The following is a 13,537-nucleotide window of genomic DNA, read 5'->3' on the forward strand; positions in this document are numbered from 1 at the left end:
TACCAACAGCCGGCCGCTGAAATGACCGCAAGAACGCCCGTGGCGTGCTCGTTGAGGGCACGCCAGGTTAATTACTTCCATCAGTGTACGGGTCAACGTCCTGGACACTGCCCGCATTCCGCGCCGGTAGTGGGCAGACTCACCCTTCGGCGCAACCTCGCCAGCTTAGGCGGATCCGTCGCCGGCGACAACTCATTGCTTGAAAACGCCACCGATCATGTCGCTGAACGCGTCGCCCACGGTGAAGAGGAAAAGGACGCTCACACCGACCAGGACGAGCAGCACGATGAGCATCGCCACAGCCACCTTGACGTTGCTGCGCCGCTGGTTGTCGGGCCCGTCCCGCCAGCCCTGGGCCAGGATGTGGCCGGTCAGCGAGCCGGAATTCTCCACCGGGTTGACGTTCACCGGCATGGTCATGTCAGCCGGCGCGTAGTCCGCCAGCCCGCCGTAGACGGTGCCCTGACCCCGCTGCTGCGGCACGGCGGTGGACTGTCCGGATCCCGACGCGGCGGAACCTGAGCCGTACGTCACGGGAGTGCTCACTGGAGCCGCCGGTCCGCCGAACGGCTGCCGGGCACCGCCCGATGCGCCTACCCCGTACGAGGTCGAGCTGTTGCCGGCGGGGGCCGGGCTGCCGTACTGACCGGAAGGAGCGGCGGCCGGCATCGTGTACGCCGGCAAAGCGCCGGGCGCCTGGGAGCCGCCCGCATGGGAGATCATCGGCGGTCCGGGGAAGGGCGCCGGCGGCGGGCCCGGGACCGGCGACGGACCAGGACCCGGCGGTACGGGGCTCGGGCCGGGACCCGGCGGGACCGGACTGGGGCCGGGGCCGGGCGGGATGGGGCTCGGGCCGGGGCCGGGCGGGACCGGGCTGGGACCGGGGCCCGGCGGTACGGGGCCGGGCGGTGTGGGGCTGGGCGCCGGACCGGGCGTGGGGCTCGGTGCGGGGCCTGGCTCTGGGGCGGGAGTCGGGTGCGGGGTCGGCAGCGGGGCCGGCTCGGGCCGGGTGGGCTCGGGCTTGGCCGGTGCGGGCTTGACCGGCTCCGGGGTCGACGGCTCCGGCAGAGCGGGGTCCGGGCTGGAGGGGTCGGGGTCGGAGGCGTCCGGGCTGGACGAGACCGGCGTCGAGAGGGCCGGGGTCGGCGGGACCGGGCTGGCGGAGGCCGCGTCGGGCCCGTCCGTGCCGGAGGCTGTGTTCTGCGGCTTCGTGGCTGGCTTGTCGCCGGTGGTCGGGCGGCCAGTCGTGCTCGAGCTGGGCTGGCGGGGGCGGTCACCGACGCTCATCCAGCTGACCGCGCCGGCCTTGTCCCCGCCGGCCTTCTCCGCGCTGTCCTCCGGCGATGCTGCCTTGTCGGAAATATCCGGCTTCGAAGCGGCGTCCGACTTCACGCCGGTGCTCTGCTTGTCGATCGTGCTCGACTGGGCGGCAACGTTCGGTGTACCGGAGTCGTCCTTGGCGGTGGTGCCCGGCTTGTCCGCGGTCCGGCCGTAGATCTTGGCCTGCCCGCTGGGCCAGGTGGTGGCCCGGGCGCCGGCGGGGTCGATGGCGCCGGGCACGGTGGCACGTGCCGCGTTGGCGCTCGGCGCGACCGACACGGGCCGCGTGGCGCCGCCAAGGCCGCTGGCAGAGCTGGTGGGCACGGAAGCAGAGCCCGACCCGGCCGGAGAGCCACTGGAGCCCGGCACGGCCGACGAGCCAGCCGGAGCCGACGAGCTAGCCGGAGCCGACGACGGGCCGGCGGAAGCCGACGAGCCGGCCGAAGCCGACGACGGACCGGCCGAAGCCGACGAGGAACCGGCCGAAGCCGACGACGAACCGGCCGAACTGGCCGCCGCATCAGAAGAAGGAGCGGCGGGCGAAGCGGAAGGGCCGGCGGAACCGAATACGGAACCAGCCGGCCGCGCGGCCGCCGAGACGCCGCCCGGACTCACCGGACGAGCGGAGGCAGAGGCCGAGCCGCCAGAGCCGCTCGGGGCGCCGGAAACAGAGGCGGATCCAGAAGCAGAGGCAGAGCCGGAAGCAGAGGCAGAGCCGGAAGCAGAGGCAGAGCCGGAAGCAGAGGCAGAGCCGGAAGCAGAGGCAGAGCCGGAAGCAGAGGCAGATCCAGAAGCAGAGGCAGAGCCGGAAACCGAAGCCCGCCCGCTGCTAGGACCACTGACCGGAGCCGCACTGACCGGCGCGGACGCCGTGGCCCGAGCGGTCGACGCGCCGCCCGAGGACGGCGACTTCGACGCGTCGGTGCCGGACGCCGGGGCCCACAGCGCGCCCGGTGCCGGCGGCGGGGGCAGCTCGTACCCCTGGTCGCTCTTCGGCCCGGCGCTGCTCGCGGGCGGCCGCGCAGCGGGCGGCGTCCTGCCGTCGCTGTCCGGTTTCGCCTGCTGCTCGTCCATGGGTCCTCCCGATCGCCGTCACCCGCGTGCCGACGCCACGTGCCGGACGCCGGGCAGACCGATTGCCGGGCGCTTGGTAACTACCGTGCCACATCAGCGCTCATGAGCGCACCCGGCGTCGGCCCGGCGCCGCTTGAAGATCATGACTGGCGGGGGCCGGGTGCGCTAGGAGCCGGACGACTTCGACGCTTCGCCGGTGCTGGCTGAGGCGGAGGTCGACTTGGTCGCCGCGGGGCTGTCGGCCTTCGTCGGTGAGTTCTCCGCCGAGCCCTCCGGTGTTGACGGCTTGTCCTCCGACGGGGTCGTGGTGACCGGCGCGGCCGTGGTGGGCGGCGTGGTCGCCGGCTTCTCGGTCGTCGGGGTCGCCGCCGGGGTGGTCGGCTTGGTCGACGGGGTCGTGGGCTTGGTCGACGGCGTGGTCGGCTTGGTCGACGGCGTCGTGGGCTTGGTCGACGGCGTGGTCGGCTTCGTCGCCGGCGGTTTGGTCGTGGGCTTGGTGGTCGGCTTCGGGTTGTGGTCGCTCGGCTTCTCCGGGTCCGGCGAGCCCAGGTTGGGGCCCTGCACGGTGCCTTCGATGGAGCCGTAGATGCGGGTCGCGCCGAAGAGCCGGGTCCAGCGGACCGGGACCAGGCGCACGTTGAGGCCCGTGCGCGGCGCCTCGACCATCATGCCGTTGCCCGCGTACATCGCGACGTGGTGGATCTGCTGCCAGCTGCTCGACGAGCTGAAGAAGAGCAGGTCGCCGGGGAGCAGGGAGTAGCGGTCGACCACGCGTTCGCGGGTCTGGAAGTACTGGTCGCGGGACACCCGGGTCAGCTTGAAGTCGCCGGCGCCCGGGGAGCGGTAGGCGGCCCACATCAGGCCGGAGCAGTCGTACTCGTCCGGGCCTTCCTCGGACCACACGTACGGGTCGCCGCGCTGGGCCAGGGCGAAGCGCAGAGCCGCCATGGCGCGCGGGTCGGCGCCGCGGCCGGCGTTCTCCCCGGCCAGGTAGCCGGCGCCGGCCTGGGCGTCCTGGGCTGCCTGGGCGCTGTCGGCCGCGGCGATGGCGGCGGCGTTGTCCTGCTCCAGCTTCTGCTGGGCGGCCGACTTCTTGTCGACGTCTTTCTGCAGCTTGTCGCGGTCGGCCGTGAACGTGGTGAGCCGCGTCTGCGCGGCCTGCTGCTCGGTGAGCGCGGCGTTGTAGATGGTCTCGGCGATGGTGAGCTGGCGGCTGGCGGCCTGCTGGGTCGCGGAGTCGCCGCGGTTGATCCGGGCGAGCGAGTCGAGGTCCGACAGGCCGGAGCCGATCGAGCCGGGCGGCAGGGCGGCCGCGTCCCGGACCGCGGCGGCCGCGGCGTTGGCGACCTCGGAGCGGGCCTGGGAGACCGCGGCGGAGGACTGGGTCACCTTCTGGTCCGCGGCGGCGGCCTGCTGGGTCGTGAGGTCGACCTCGTCCTTGGCCTTGGTGAGCCGCTCGCCGAGGGCCGCGAGCTCGGTACGGCCCTTCTCGATCTTCTGCATCACCGGCGTCATGGCCACGCCGGGAGTGGTGATCGGTGCCGTCGTGGTCGGTGTCGTGGGCACCTGCTGACCGGGCAGCACGAGCGAGCCCTGGGCCAGAGGCCGGGAACCGGCGTCGGGAACGGCGGGCGCCGGGGGTGCGGCCGGCGGGGCGGCGGAGGCGGGCAGCGGGTTGAACAGAGCGGCGATGGCGGCGGCAGTCGCGGCGGAGTACGCCAACGGTCGCCACCATGGGCGTATCCGTAGGGTTCGTCCGCTTCTGTGCTGCCCGCTCATCGACATGCGCTCCCCGTCCGCGATGGTCGCCCACCACCGCTTCGCGTCCCTCTAAAGGTCATACCCCAACCAAGGCACCGATGTCGATTGATTGGACATGACAGGACGCTGTGAATCGTAAGTCCGACGACGTGATCCGCGCCGCCCCGAAGCCGCCGGACGTCGATCCGCCGAAATGAGGACGTACGCTCGACCACGAGTTGACGGTGAAGGGGGCGGACATGCCGCAGATGGACGTGGGGCTGAAGCGCGAGCTGGAGGCCAAGGTCTACGCGGGCGAGCGGCTGACCCGCGAGGACGGCGTCGCGCTGTACGAGTCCGACGATCTGGCCTGGCTCGGCCGGCTGGCCCACCACAAGCGCACCGAGCTCAACGGTGACCGGGTGATGTTCAACGTCAACCGGCACCTCAATCTCACCAACGTCTGTTCCGCCAGCTGTGCGTACTGCTCCTTCCAGCGCAAGCCGGGCGAGAAGGACGCGTACACGATGCGCATCGACGAGGCCGTACGCAAGGCCAAGGAGATGGAGGGCGAGGGGCTCACCGAGCTGCACATCGTCAACGGCCTGCACCCCACGCTGCCCTGGCGTTACTACCCCAAGGTGCTGCGCGAGCTGAAGGCGGCGCTGCCCGGCGTCAAGCTCAAGTGCTTCACGGCCACCGAGGTCCAGTGGTTCGAGAAGATCAGCGGTCTGCCCGCGAGCGAGATCCTCGACGAGCTGATGGACGCCGGCCTGGAGTCCCTCACCGGCGGCGGCGCGGAGATCTTCGACTGGGAGGTCCGCCAGCACATCGTCGACCACAACTGCCACTGGGAGGACTGGTCCCGGATCCACCGGCTCGCCCACGAAAAGGGTATGAAGACCCCGGCGACCATGCTGTACGGCCACATCGAGGAGCCGCGGCACCGGGTCGACCACGTCATGCGCCTGCGCGAGCTGCAGGACGAGACCGGTGGTTTCGCCGTCTTCATCCCGCTGCGCTACCAGCACGACTTCGTCGACTCGGCGGACGGCAAGATCCGCAACCGGATCCAGTCCCGCACCACGATGGCGGCGCCGGCCGAGTCGCTGCGCACCTTCGCGGTGTCCCGGCTGATGTTCGACAACGTGCCGCACCTGAAGAACTTCTGGGTCATGCACGGCCTGTCGGTGGCCCAGCTGTCGCTGAACTTCGGCGCCGACGACCTGGACGGCTCGGTGGTCGAATACAAGATCACCCATGACGCCGACTCGTACGGCACACCGACCACGATGCACCGTGACGACCTGCTGAACATCATCTGGGACGCGGGTTTCCAGCCGGTCGAGCGCAACACCCGCTACGAGATCGTCCGTGAGTACGACCGGCCGGTGTCGCTGGCCGAGCGTCGCAGCGAGCCGCAGCAGGTCTGGGCGTAACGGCGGGACGTACCGGGCGTACCCTCGTCTTGTCATGACTGAGACCAAGAGTGAGCGCCGCCCGCGCCGCGACGCCGACGGACGCCTGGTGACCGTCGGTGATCTGCTCGGTGTGGCGCTCGCCGGTCTGGTCACCGGCGTCGTGGTGCTGCTGCTGTTCGAGGCCGTCATGTCGCTGGCCCGGGCGTTCGAGTTCGGCGACTCCAGCGGCTGGCTCGCGCTGATCCTGCCGGTGTGGCTGTTCACCGAGGAGTTCCGCGCGGCCGGCTACGGCGCGTACCGGATCGTCGTGGCGGCCCTCGCGGCCGGTTTCGGCGTCGCGGCCGGCATGACCCTCGCCGGCCTGGCCGCCGCGACGTTCCCGCCGCTGGTCAGCGGCGCGGCCGGCGCGCTCGGCCTGACGGTCGTCTACTGCCTGGTCTGGTTCTACGGCCTGCGGTGGCTCAGCCACCGCGCGGGCTGACAGGAGTCGTCATGAGTCCCGCCGTCAAGTACACGCTCGGCCGCCTGGGCCTGTTCGTGGTCGTCTTCGCGCTGCTGCTGCCGGTCCCGCTGAACTTCCTGGTCAAGGCCATGATCGCGTTGCTGGCATCGGCCGGGTTCTCCTACTTCCTGCTGGCCAAGTGGCGCAACGAGATGGCCGAGCAGCTCGGCACGGTGGCCGAGCGCCGCCAGGCCGAGAAGGCCCGGTTGCGCGCGGCCCTGGCCGGCGACGAGGCGGCGGCGGCCGCCGGCGACCGCGCGACGCCGGGTGAGGCAACCTCCACTGGGGAGGCCAAGGCCTCCTGACCCGAGGTCGGTGATTTCCGCGGATCTGGCACCCCGCGTGGCCGGCGTGCGCGACAGTGATGCGGTCATCATGTCGACGTAGGGGGCACATTGGCATGGTCTCGCGGCGCTCGATTCCATTGCCAAAGGTCGATGCCGGGTGGTGCAGTGACGGGGCCCGAACCCCCTCTGACACCCCCCGGAGGTCGTTCATGAGACGACGACGCGTCACCGGCCTGGTCGCCGCGGTCACCGCCGGCCTGGCCCTGATCGCCGCTTCCCCCGCCATCGCGCCGGCCGCCACCGCGGTCCCGCGCGCGGCGGACACCGCGGCCCCGTACGAGGTCTACGACGTGCGCACGCTCGCCCAGCGCAATGCCATCGCGGGCACCGGCGCGGCGATCGACGGCATGGAGCACTCGATCGTCGAGATCACCGCCACCGGCCGCGAGGTCAAGGCCCTGCGGGCGCTCGGCTTCACGGTCAAGCCGGCCGCTGTCGAGACGCCCGGCAGCGCCGTGTCCACCTTCGACTTCCCGTCCCGGGACGCGGCGTACCACAACTACGCCGAGATGGTCGCCGAGGTGAACGCCATCGTGGCGCGGTACCCGGCCATCGCCAGCAAGCGGGTGCTGGGCAAGACCTATGAGGGCCGCGACATCGTGGCGGTCAAGCTGTCCGACAACGTGGGCACCGACGAGGCCGAGCCCGAGGTGCTGTACGACGCCAACCACCACGCCCGTGAGCACCTCACCGTGGAGATGGCGATCTACCTGCTGCACCTGTACGCGGACAACTACGCGAGCGACACCCGGATCCGCAACGTGGTGAACAGCCGCGAGATCTGGATCATCCCGTCGGTCAACCCGGACGGCGCCGAGTACGACGTCGCCACCGGCAGCTACCGCTCGTGGCGCAAGAACCGCCAGCCGAACTCCGGTTCCTCGTACGTCGGCACGGACCTGAACCGCAACTACGGCTACCGCTGGGGCTGCTGCGGCGGCTCGTCGGGCAGCACGTCCTCGGACACGTACCGGGGCACGGCGGCGTTCTCGGCGCCCGAGACGCGGGTGATCCGTGACTTCGTCAACAGCCGGGTCGTCGGCGGCGTGCAGCAGATCAAGGCCGCGATGGACTTCCACACGTACTCGGAGCTGGTGCTGTGGCCGTTCGGGCACACCACCGCCAACACCGGTACGGGGATGAGCGCGGACCAGAACAACACGTTCGCGACGCTGGGCCGGCAGATGGCGGCGACCAACCGGTACACCCCGGAGCAGTCCAGTGACCTCTACATCACCGACGGGGACTCGCTGGACTGGCTCTGGGGCACGCACAAGATCTTCGCGTACACCTTCGAGATGTACCCGACCAGTTCTTCGGCCGGCGGTTTCTACCCGCCCGCCAGCGTGATCACCCGGGAGACCAGCCGCAACAAGGAGGCCGCGTTGCTGCTGGCCGAGGCGGCGGACTGCCCGTACAAGGTGATCGGTAAGCAGTCCACGTACTGCTGACCGGTCTTGTGGCCCGGCCACCTGTCACAGCCGTAGGCCGTGACGGGTGGCCGGAGTAAGTCGAGTTATGTAGACTTTCCGCCATGCCCCGACCTTCTCACGCCTCGCCGCAGACGCTGCGGCTCTTCGAGGCCCTGCTCGCCGAGCCGGCCCGCTGGCGCTACGGCTACGACCTGAGCCGCGAGACCGGGCTCGCGTCCGGCACCCTCTACCCGATCCTGATGCGGCTCTCCGCCCAGCAGCTGCTCGACACCGGCTGGGAGGCCTCCGACGAGCCCGGCCGGCCGCCGCGGCACACCTACCGGCTGACCACCGACGGCATCGTCCTGGCCCGGCAGCGCCTGGCCGCCGCGGCGCGCAAGCAGCCCGGCACGGCCGCGGCCTTCGTGCCGAGGAAAGCGTGATGCGCCGGGCGGCGCGGGCGGTCCTGGTCGCGGCGGTACGGGGGCGCCGCGCCCGGGGCGGTCCGTGGGGCGAGGCGGCCCTGGCCGAGTTCGACCAGACCACCGGCCGCTGGGAGGCGGTGCGCTGGGCCGCGGGCGGCCTGCGCGCGGTGTGGCACGAGCGCCGGGCGCGGATCAGGACCCTGCCGGCCCGGGTCCGCATCCAGCGTGCGGCCGTCATCGCGGCCCTGCTGATGATCCCGGCGGCAGTCGTCGTCAACCAGTTCGTGCTCACCCCTCGATACATACCGAGCGGCTCGATGGAGCCGACCGTACGGGTCCAGGACCGCGTCGTGGTCGACAAGGTGAGCTTTCGGCTGACCGGCATCCGGCACGGCGACATCGTCGAGTTCGACAGCCCGCTCACGCCGGGCGCACCCATGCTCAAGCGGGTGATCGGCCTGCCCGGCGACACCATCGAATGCCGGGAGGGCCGGGTGTACCGAGACGGCGCCGTCCTGGACGAGCCTTATCTGGAGGGCCCCGCCGCCACCGATGACTGCGGCGCACCGGTCACGGTCCCGGCGGGCGAGCTGTTCGTGCTCGGCGACCACCGAATCGTCTCCCAGGACTCCCGTCAGCTGGGCATGATCCCGCAGGACTCCGTGGACGGCCGACTCCTGGCCCGGATCTGGCCGCTGAGCTGACGGGTCTGTTCGTTGCGCCGCGGATGCCTGGGCTAGTTTCGACATGACCGCGTCGCAGCGAAGCCGGTGGGATTCCGGCGCTGTCCCGCAACTGTGAGCCCTCGCCCGTGCGGCGTGGGTGAAGCCAGGTCGCCTGGGCGTCGGTCGCGATTCAGCGCTCCCGGGGAGGGGCGCCTCGCGGGCCGGGCCCTGCTCCTCCGGTCGGCGAAGCACCGCAGCCTCGGCCGACAGGAGGACAGAATGAGACGACTTGGGACGGCCGCGATCGCGGTCACCGCCCTGCTGCTCGCCGGCTGTGGCGGCGGTGCCGAGGATGAGGGGAAGCCGGCGGCCTCGAGCGCCGCCTTCCCGGTCACGGTCGGGTCGGTGACCGTGGCCGAGCGGCCCGCCCGGATCGTCTCGCTCGCCCCGACGGCGACCGAGACGCTCTTCGCCATCGGCGCCGGCCCGCAGGTGGTGGCGGTCGACGACCAGTCGACCTATCCGGCCGAGGCGCCCCGCACCGACCTGTCCGGCTTCAAGCCGAACGCCGAGGCGATCGCCGCGCGGAACCCCGACCTGGTGGTGGTCTCCGACGACCTGGAGAAGATCGTCGACCAGCTGAGCAAGCTCGAGATCCCGGTGCTGCTCGCCCCGGCGGCCAAGGTGATCGACGACTCCTACCGGCAGATCGACCAGCTCGGCGCGCTGACCGGGCACCGGGACGAGTCGGCCGCGCTGGTACAGCGGATGCGGACGGAGATCGACAAGATCGTCAAAGAGGTGCCGCCCCGGAAGGATCCGCTCAGCTACTACTACGAGATCGACCAGACGTTCTACTCCGCGACCTCCAAGACCTTCATCGGCTCGCTGCTCGCGCCGTTCGGGCTCACCAATGTCGCGGACGCGGCCGATCCCGACGGCAGCAAGAACGGCTATCCCCAGCTCTCCCCGGAGGCGCTCGTCGCGGCCGACCCCGACCTGATCTTCCTGGCCGACACCAAGTGCTGCGGCCAGTCCGCGGCGACGGTGCGGCAGCGCAAGGGCTGGTCACAGATCACCGCGGTGCGGCAGGACCGGATCGTGGCCCTGGACGACGACGTCGCGTCGCGGTGGGGTCCGCGGGTGGTCGACCTTGTCCGGGCCGTCGCCGATGCGGTGGCCAAGGTCCCGGCATGACCAAGGTGGGCACCGCGTGACCGATCCGCCGCGGCCGGCCGGCCTGCGGCCCGGCTGGCTGGCCGGCGGGGTGCTCGCGGTGCTGGTCGCGTTGATCGCGGGGGTGGCCTTCGGGCCGGTCGCACTGCCGCCGGCCGGGGTCGCGGCCGCGTTGCTCGACCTGATTCCGGGGGTACGGATCCACAGCGGCCTGAGCCTGCGCGAGACGGCGATCGTCACCGAGCTCCGCCTGCCCCGGGTCGTCCTGGGCCTGCTCGTCGGCGCCCTGCTCGCCCTGGCCGGGGCCGCGTACCAGGGCGTCTTCCGCAACCCGCTGGCCGATCCGCACCTGCTCGGGGTCGCGGCCGGGGCCGGGCTCGGGGTGACGGTGGTCGTCGCGTTCCGGCCGGCAGCCGGTGATGCCACCGCGGACCTGCCGATCGGGGTGCCGCTCGCCGCCTTCGTGGGTGCCACCGTCGCCGTCGCCCTGACCTGGGTGCTCGGCGGCGCCGGCGGTCGGTCGCGGACTCCGGCCACGCTCATCCTCTCCGGCGTGGCCGTGTCGGCGTTCCTGGCGGCGGCCCAGACGTTCCTGCTGCAACGGCACATCGAGGCGCTGCGTGAGGTCTATTCCTGGCTGCTCGGCCGGCTGGCCACCGCCGGCTGGCACGACGTGCTGCTGGTGCTGCCGTACGCGGCGATCACCGCCGCTATCGTGCTGTCCCAGCGCCGCGAGCTGGACGTGCTGACCGTAGGCGACGAGGAGGCGACCAGCCTGGGCCTGCACCCGCAGCGCAGCCGCTATCTGCTGATCGCGGCCGCCTCGCTGGGCACGGCGGCCGCGGTGTCGGTGTCGGGGCTGATCGGTTTCGTGGGGATCATCGTGCCGCACACCCTGCGGTTGCTGGCCGGGCCGAGCTACCGGTCGATCCTGCCGCTGTCGGTGCTGTTCGGCGGCGCGTTCCTGGCCCTGACCGATCTGGTCGCGCGGACGGTGGTCAGCCCGGCCGAGATCCCGATCGGCGTGGTGACCGCGTTTCTGGGCGCACCGTTCTTCGCGCTGGTGCTGCGCCGCAGCGGTGTCGGCGGGGGCTCATGATCAGCGTGCGGGGGCTGCGGGTCCGGCTGGGCGGCTCGGTCATCGTCGACGGCGTCGATCTGGACGTGGCCGCCGGGGAGTGGGTCACGATCATCGGCCCGAACGGCGCGGGCAAGTCCACGGTCCTGCGGGCCGTCGGCGGGCTGCTGCCGTTCAGTGGCTCGGTCGGCCTGGGTGGCACCCCGCTGGACCGGCTGCCCCGGCGGGAACGGGCCCGGACCGTGGCCACCGTGGCGCAGTCGCCCGTGGTGCCGCCGGGCATGCTGGTCCTCGACTACGTGCTCCTCGGTCGCACGCCCTACATCCCGGCGCTGGGCCGGGAGTCCGAGTCCGATCTGGCCGCCGTCGAGGAGGTGCTGGCCGCGCTCGACCTGGACCGGCTGCGTACCCGAAGGCTCGACACGCTCTCCGGCGGCGAACGGCAGCGGGTGTTCCTGGCCCGCGCGCTCGCCCAGGGCGCCCGCATCCTGCTGCTGGACGAGCCGACCAGCGCGCTCGACATCGGTCACCAGCAGGAGGTGCTCGAACTGATCGACCGGCTGCGCGGCGAACGCGACCTCACTGTGCTGGCCACGATGCACGACCTGTCGATCGCGGGCGAGTACGCGGACCGGATGGTGCTGCTGGCCGGCGGCCGGGTGGTGGCGGCCGGCACCGCGTGGGAGGTGCTCACCGAGGAACTGCTGGCCCGGCACTACCGCGTACGCGTCAAGGTCATCGACGGCGGGCAGGGACCGCTGGTCGTGCCGGTCCGGGGCTAGCCGTTGGTGCCCTGCAGGATGGAGAACGTGCCGCCCTGCGGGTCGTCCACCACCGCGTACCGGCCGATCGGCAGGGTGGTCGGCGGGTGCACGATCCGGCCGCCCAGCGACTGCGCGTACGCGGCCGAGTCGTCACAGTCGGCCACCGCGAAGTAGATCATCCAATGTGGCGGCAGGTCGTCGGGCCACCGGTCGCCGTCCATCGCCTGCATGCCCGCGATCTGCCGGCCCTCGTGTTCCCACACGATGTAGTCCATGCCGCTCACCGAGCTCTCCCGGGCCACCCAGCCGAAGACCGAGCCGTAGAACGCGGCCGAGCCCTCCAGGTCCCGGGTGGTCAGCTCGTTCCAGGTCAGCGCGCCGGGCACGTCGAAGATGTCGGCACCACGCATCGTGCCCGCCTGCCAGACGCTGAACGGCGCGCCGGCCTGGTCCAGGAACGCGGCCATCCGGCCCTGGTACATGACGTCGAACGGTGCCACCAGCACCTTGCCGCCGGCCGCCTCGACCCGGGCCGCGATCTCGTCCGCGTCGTCGGTGGCCACGTACGTGCTCCAGGCGGTCGGCTGGCCCTCGCCGTAGAGCGGACCGGCGCCGGCGGTGGCCCGGCCGTCGAGCCGGAACGTGGTGTAGCCGCCGTACTCCTCACCCGACACCTCGGCCTCCCAGCCGAACAGCGAGGTGTAGAAGCGGATCGCGTCCGCGAGGTCGGCGGTACCCAGGTCCACCCAGTTCGGTACACCGGGGGTCGGTGGGTTCATGCCTGCTCCTCGGGGTTACGGCGGACGACAGGTGGATCGTTACACCGCGATGCGAGGTACGGGGCCGCTCAGTCGGAAGTTCAACTGAACCGCCGACCTTCGTCGCGTCGATAGGCCCATACGGCCACCCCAGCCAGGGCGGCTGTCCAAGCGATCAAGGCCGCTATCGATGCCCACTGCACCGGGAAGTCGCCGACGGCCGCCCACATCAGCCGCACCGCGGCCCCGGTGGGCAGGTACGGAGCGATGGTCTCGACGAACCCCGGCGCGCTGCCCGGCGCGGTCATCAGGCCGCCACCGAACGCCAGCGGGAAGAACAGCACCTGGGCCAGCACGATCGCGGCCTTGGCCGGCAGCGAGTAGCCGATGGCCAGCCCCATCAGCGTGAACGGCACCGCGATCACGGCCACCACGGCCACCGCCGTGAGGAAACCGGTCAGGGTGATCGTCGCCTCGGTCGCCACCGCCGCGATGACCACGACCGGCACCAGCGAGGCGCCCATCAGTACCAGCCCGGCCAGGATGCGGCCGGCGAAACGCGGCGCGGCGCCGGCCGGCAGGGTCCGCGAGTACGGGTCCCAGGGCTGGGCCCGGTCCTCCGCCACGCCGATGCCGTACTGGAAGAGATTGCTGGTCATGACCACGAAGGTGACCATCGACGCGGTCGCGTAGGTGGCGTACACCGGGTCGTCGCCGACGAACGGCACCACGAAGAAGATCATCGAGGCGGCCGGGAAGAACGCGCTGCCGATGAGCGCCATCGGGATCCGGAACGTCTCGATGAGCTGGAAACGGGCGTGGGTCAGGGCGAGGGATGTCATCCGAACCTCCGGG

15 protein-coding genes and 1 riboswitch are annotated in these 13,537 nt (G+C 71.7%); of the genes, 11 read left to right on the top strand and 4 right to left on the bottom strand.

Going from position 1 to position 13,537, the window contains the following annotated elements; translation table 11 throughout:
* Positions 1-192: 192 nt before the first annotated feature.
* Positions 193-483 carry a hypothetical protein gene (locus tag AB0C12_RS22310; protein WP_360550817.1) on the bottom strand — a complete coding sequence of 97 codons (291 nt, stop codon included), beginning with the start codon at positions 481-483 and terminating at the stop codon, positions 193-195.
* Between the two features lie 553 nt (positions 484-1,036).
* On the opposite strand from AB0C12_RS22310, the gene AB0C12_RS22315 reads away from it, so the two are divergent.
* The gene (locus AB0C12_RS22315) at positions 1,037-1,495 is read left to right on the top strand and encodes a hypothetical protein (RefSeq protein WP_360550819.1); all 459 of its coding nucleotides are present in this window, start codon (positions 1,037-1,039) and stop codon (positions 1,493-1,495) included.
* Between the two features lie 81 nt (positions 1,496-1,576).
* Positions 1,577-2,500, top strand: coding sequence for a hypothetical protein (locus AB0C12_RS22320; protein WP_360550821.1), 924 nt, complete (start codon positions 1,577-1,579; stop codon positions 2,498-2,500).
* Positions 2,501-2,559: 59 nt separating this feature from the next.
* Here the strand turns inward: AB0C12_RS22320 and AB0C12_RS22325 are convergent, their stop codons facing one another.
* On the bottom strand, positions 2,560-4,116 hold the full coding sequence (locus tag AB0C12_RS22325) for an NlpC/P60 family protein (protein ID WP_360550823.1): 1,557 nt from the start codon (positions 4,114-4,116) through the stop codon (positions 2,560-2,562).
* 287 nt (positions 4,117-4,403) lie between these two features.
* On the opposite strand from AB0C12_RS22325, the gene mqnE reads away from it, so the two are divergent.
* The 9 genes from mqnE (at position 4,404) to AB0C12_RS22370 (ending at position 11,942) form a co-directional block, all read left to right on the top strand.
* Positions 4,404-5,573 (top strand): aminofutalosine synthase MqnE, encoded by a 1,170-nt coding sequence (mqnE, locus tag AB0C12_RS22330; RefSeq protein WP_360551923.1) that lies wholly within the window; start codon positions 4,404-4,406, stop codon positions 5,571-5,573.
* A gap of 34 nt (positions 5,574-5,607) precedes the next feature.
* The gene (locus AB0C12_RS22335) at positions 5,608-6,036 is read left to right on the top strand and encodes a hypothetical protein (RefSeq protein WP_360550825.1); all 429 of its coding nucleotides are present in this window, start codon (positions 5,608-5,610) and stop codon (positions 6,034-6,036) included.
* 11 nt (positions 6,037-6,047) lie between these two features.
* Positions 6,048-6,362 carry a DUF4229 domain-containing protein gene (locus tag AB0C12_RS22340; RefSeq protein WP_360550827.1) on the top strand — a complete coding sequence of 105 codons (315 nt, stop codon included), beginning with the start codon at positions 6,048-6,050 and terminating at the stop codon, positions 6,360-6,362.
* 191 nt (positions 6,363-6,553) lie between these two features.
* Positions 6,554-7,855 carry a M14 family metallopeptidase gene (locus tag AB0C12_RS22345; RefSeq protein WP_360550829.1) on the top strand — a complete coding sequence of 434 codons (1,302 nt, stop codon included), beginning with the start codon at positions 6,554-6,556 and terminating at the stop codon, positions 7,853-7,855.
* Positions 7,856-7,938: 83 nt separating this feature from the next.
* Complete coding sequence (locus tag AB0C12_RS22350; protein ID WP_360550831.1) at positions 7,939-8,259, top strand: PadR family transcriptional regulator; 321 nt, start codon at positions 7,939-7,941, stop codon at positions 8,257-8,259.
* The gene (gene lepB, locus AB0C12_RS22355; protein ID WP_360550833.1) at positions 8,259-8,945 is read left to right on the top strand and encodes a signal peptidase I; all 687 of its coding nucleotides are present in this window, start codon (positions 8,259-8,261) and stop codon (positions 8,943-8,945) included. The genes AB0C12_RS22350 and lepB overlap by 1 nt, the downstream gene beginning before the upstream one ends.
* Before the next feature lie 62 nt (positions 8,946-9,007).
* Positions 9,008-9,074: riboswitch (cobalamin riboswitch) on the top strand.
* A gap of 111 nt (positions 9,075-9,185) precedes the next feature.
* Entirely contained in the window at positions 9,186-10,103 is a 918-nt protein-coding gene (locus AB0C12_RS22360) for an ABC transporter substrate-binding protein (RefSeq protein WP_360550835.1), read from the top strand.
* Between the two features lie 16 nt (positions 10,104-10,119).
* Positions 10,120-11,181, top strand: a complete 1,062-nt coding sequence (locus tag AB0C12_RS22365; RefSeq protein WP_360550837.1) for an iron ABC transporter permease — start codon at positions 10,120-10,122, stop codon at positions 11,179-11,181.
* Positions 11,178-11,942: an ABC transporter ATP-binding protein gene (locus tag AB0C12_RS22370; protein WP_360550839.1), complete on the top strand. Its 765-nt coding sequence runs from the start codon at positions 11,178-11,180 to the stop codon at positions 11,940-11,942. The genes AB0C12_RS22365 and AB0C12_RS22370 overlap by 4 nt, the downstream gene beginning before the upstream one ends.
* On the opposite strand, the gene AB0C12_RS22375 is transcribed toward AB0C12_RS22370, so the two are convergent.
* Both AB0C12_RS22375 and AB0C12_RS22380 read right to left on the bottom strand, forming a co-directional pair.
* A complete protein-coding gene (locus AB0C12_RS22375) occupies positions 11,939-12,703 on the bottom strand; it encodes a VOC family protein (protein WP_360550841.1) in 765 nt (254 codons plus the stop codon). The genes AB0C12_RS22370 and AB0C12_RS22375 overlap by 4 nt on opposite strands.
* Before the next feature lie 80 nt (positions 12,704-12,783).
* Positions 12,784-13,524: an ABC transporter permease gene (locus AB0C12_RS22380; RefSeq protein ID WP_360550843.1), complete on the bottom strand. Its 741-nt coding sequence runs from the start codon at positions 13,522-13,524 to the stop codon at positions 12,784-12,786.
* Positions 13,525-13,537: the final 13 nt, after the last annotated feature.

It is taken from the genome of Actinoplanes sp. NPDC048967 (assembly GCF_040649415.1).
GTDB lineage: Bacteria > Actinomycetota > Actinomycetes > Mycobacteriales > Micromonosporaceae > Actinoplanes.

Coding starts and splice junctions, on each gene's coding strand:
- lepB (WP_360550833.1), top strand. CDS start 8,259: ATGCGCCGGGCGGCGCGGGCGGTCCTGGTCGCGGCGGTACGGGGGCGC.
- AB0C12_RS22360 (WP_360550835.1), top strand. CDS start 9,186: ATGAGACGACTTGGGACGGCCGCGATCGCGGTCACCGCCCTGCTGCTC.
- AB0C12_RS22375 (WP_360550841.1), bottom strand. CDS start 12,703: ATGAACCCACCGACCCCCGGTGTACCGAACTGGGTGGACCTGGGTACC.
- AB0C12_RS22380 (WP_360550843.1), bottom strand. CDS start 13,524: ATGACATCCCTCGCCCTGACCCACGCCCGTTTCCAGCTCATCGAGACG.
- AB0C12_RS22350 (WP_360550831.1), top strand. CDS start 7,939: ATGCCCCGACCTTCTCACGCCTCGCCGCAGACGCTGCGGCTCTTCGAG.
- AB0C12_RS22370 (WP_360550839.1), top strand. CDS start 11,178: ATGATCAGCGTGCGGGGGCTGCGGGTCCGGCTGGGCGGCTCGGTCATC.
- AB0C12_RS22345 (WP_360550829.1), top strand. CDS start 6,554: ATGAGACGACGACGCGTCACCGGCCTGGTCGCCGCGGTCACCGCCGGC.
- AB0C12_RS22335 (WP_360550825.1), top strand. CDS start 5,608: ATGACTGAGACCAAGAGTGAGCGCCGCCCGCGCCGCGACGCCGACGGA.
- AB0C12_RS22340 (WP_360550827.1), top strand. CDS start 6,048: ATGAGTCCCGCCGTCAAGTACACGCTCGGCCGCCTGGGCCTGTTCGTG.
- mqnE (WP_360551923.1), top strand. CDS start 4,404: ATGGACGTGGGGCTGAAGCGCGAGCTGGAGGCCAAGGTCTACGCGGGC.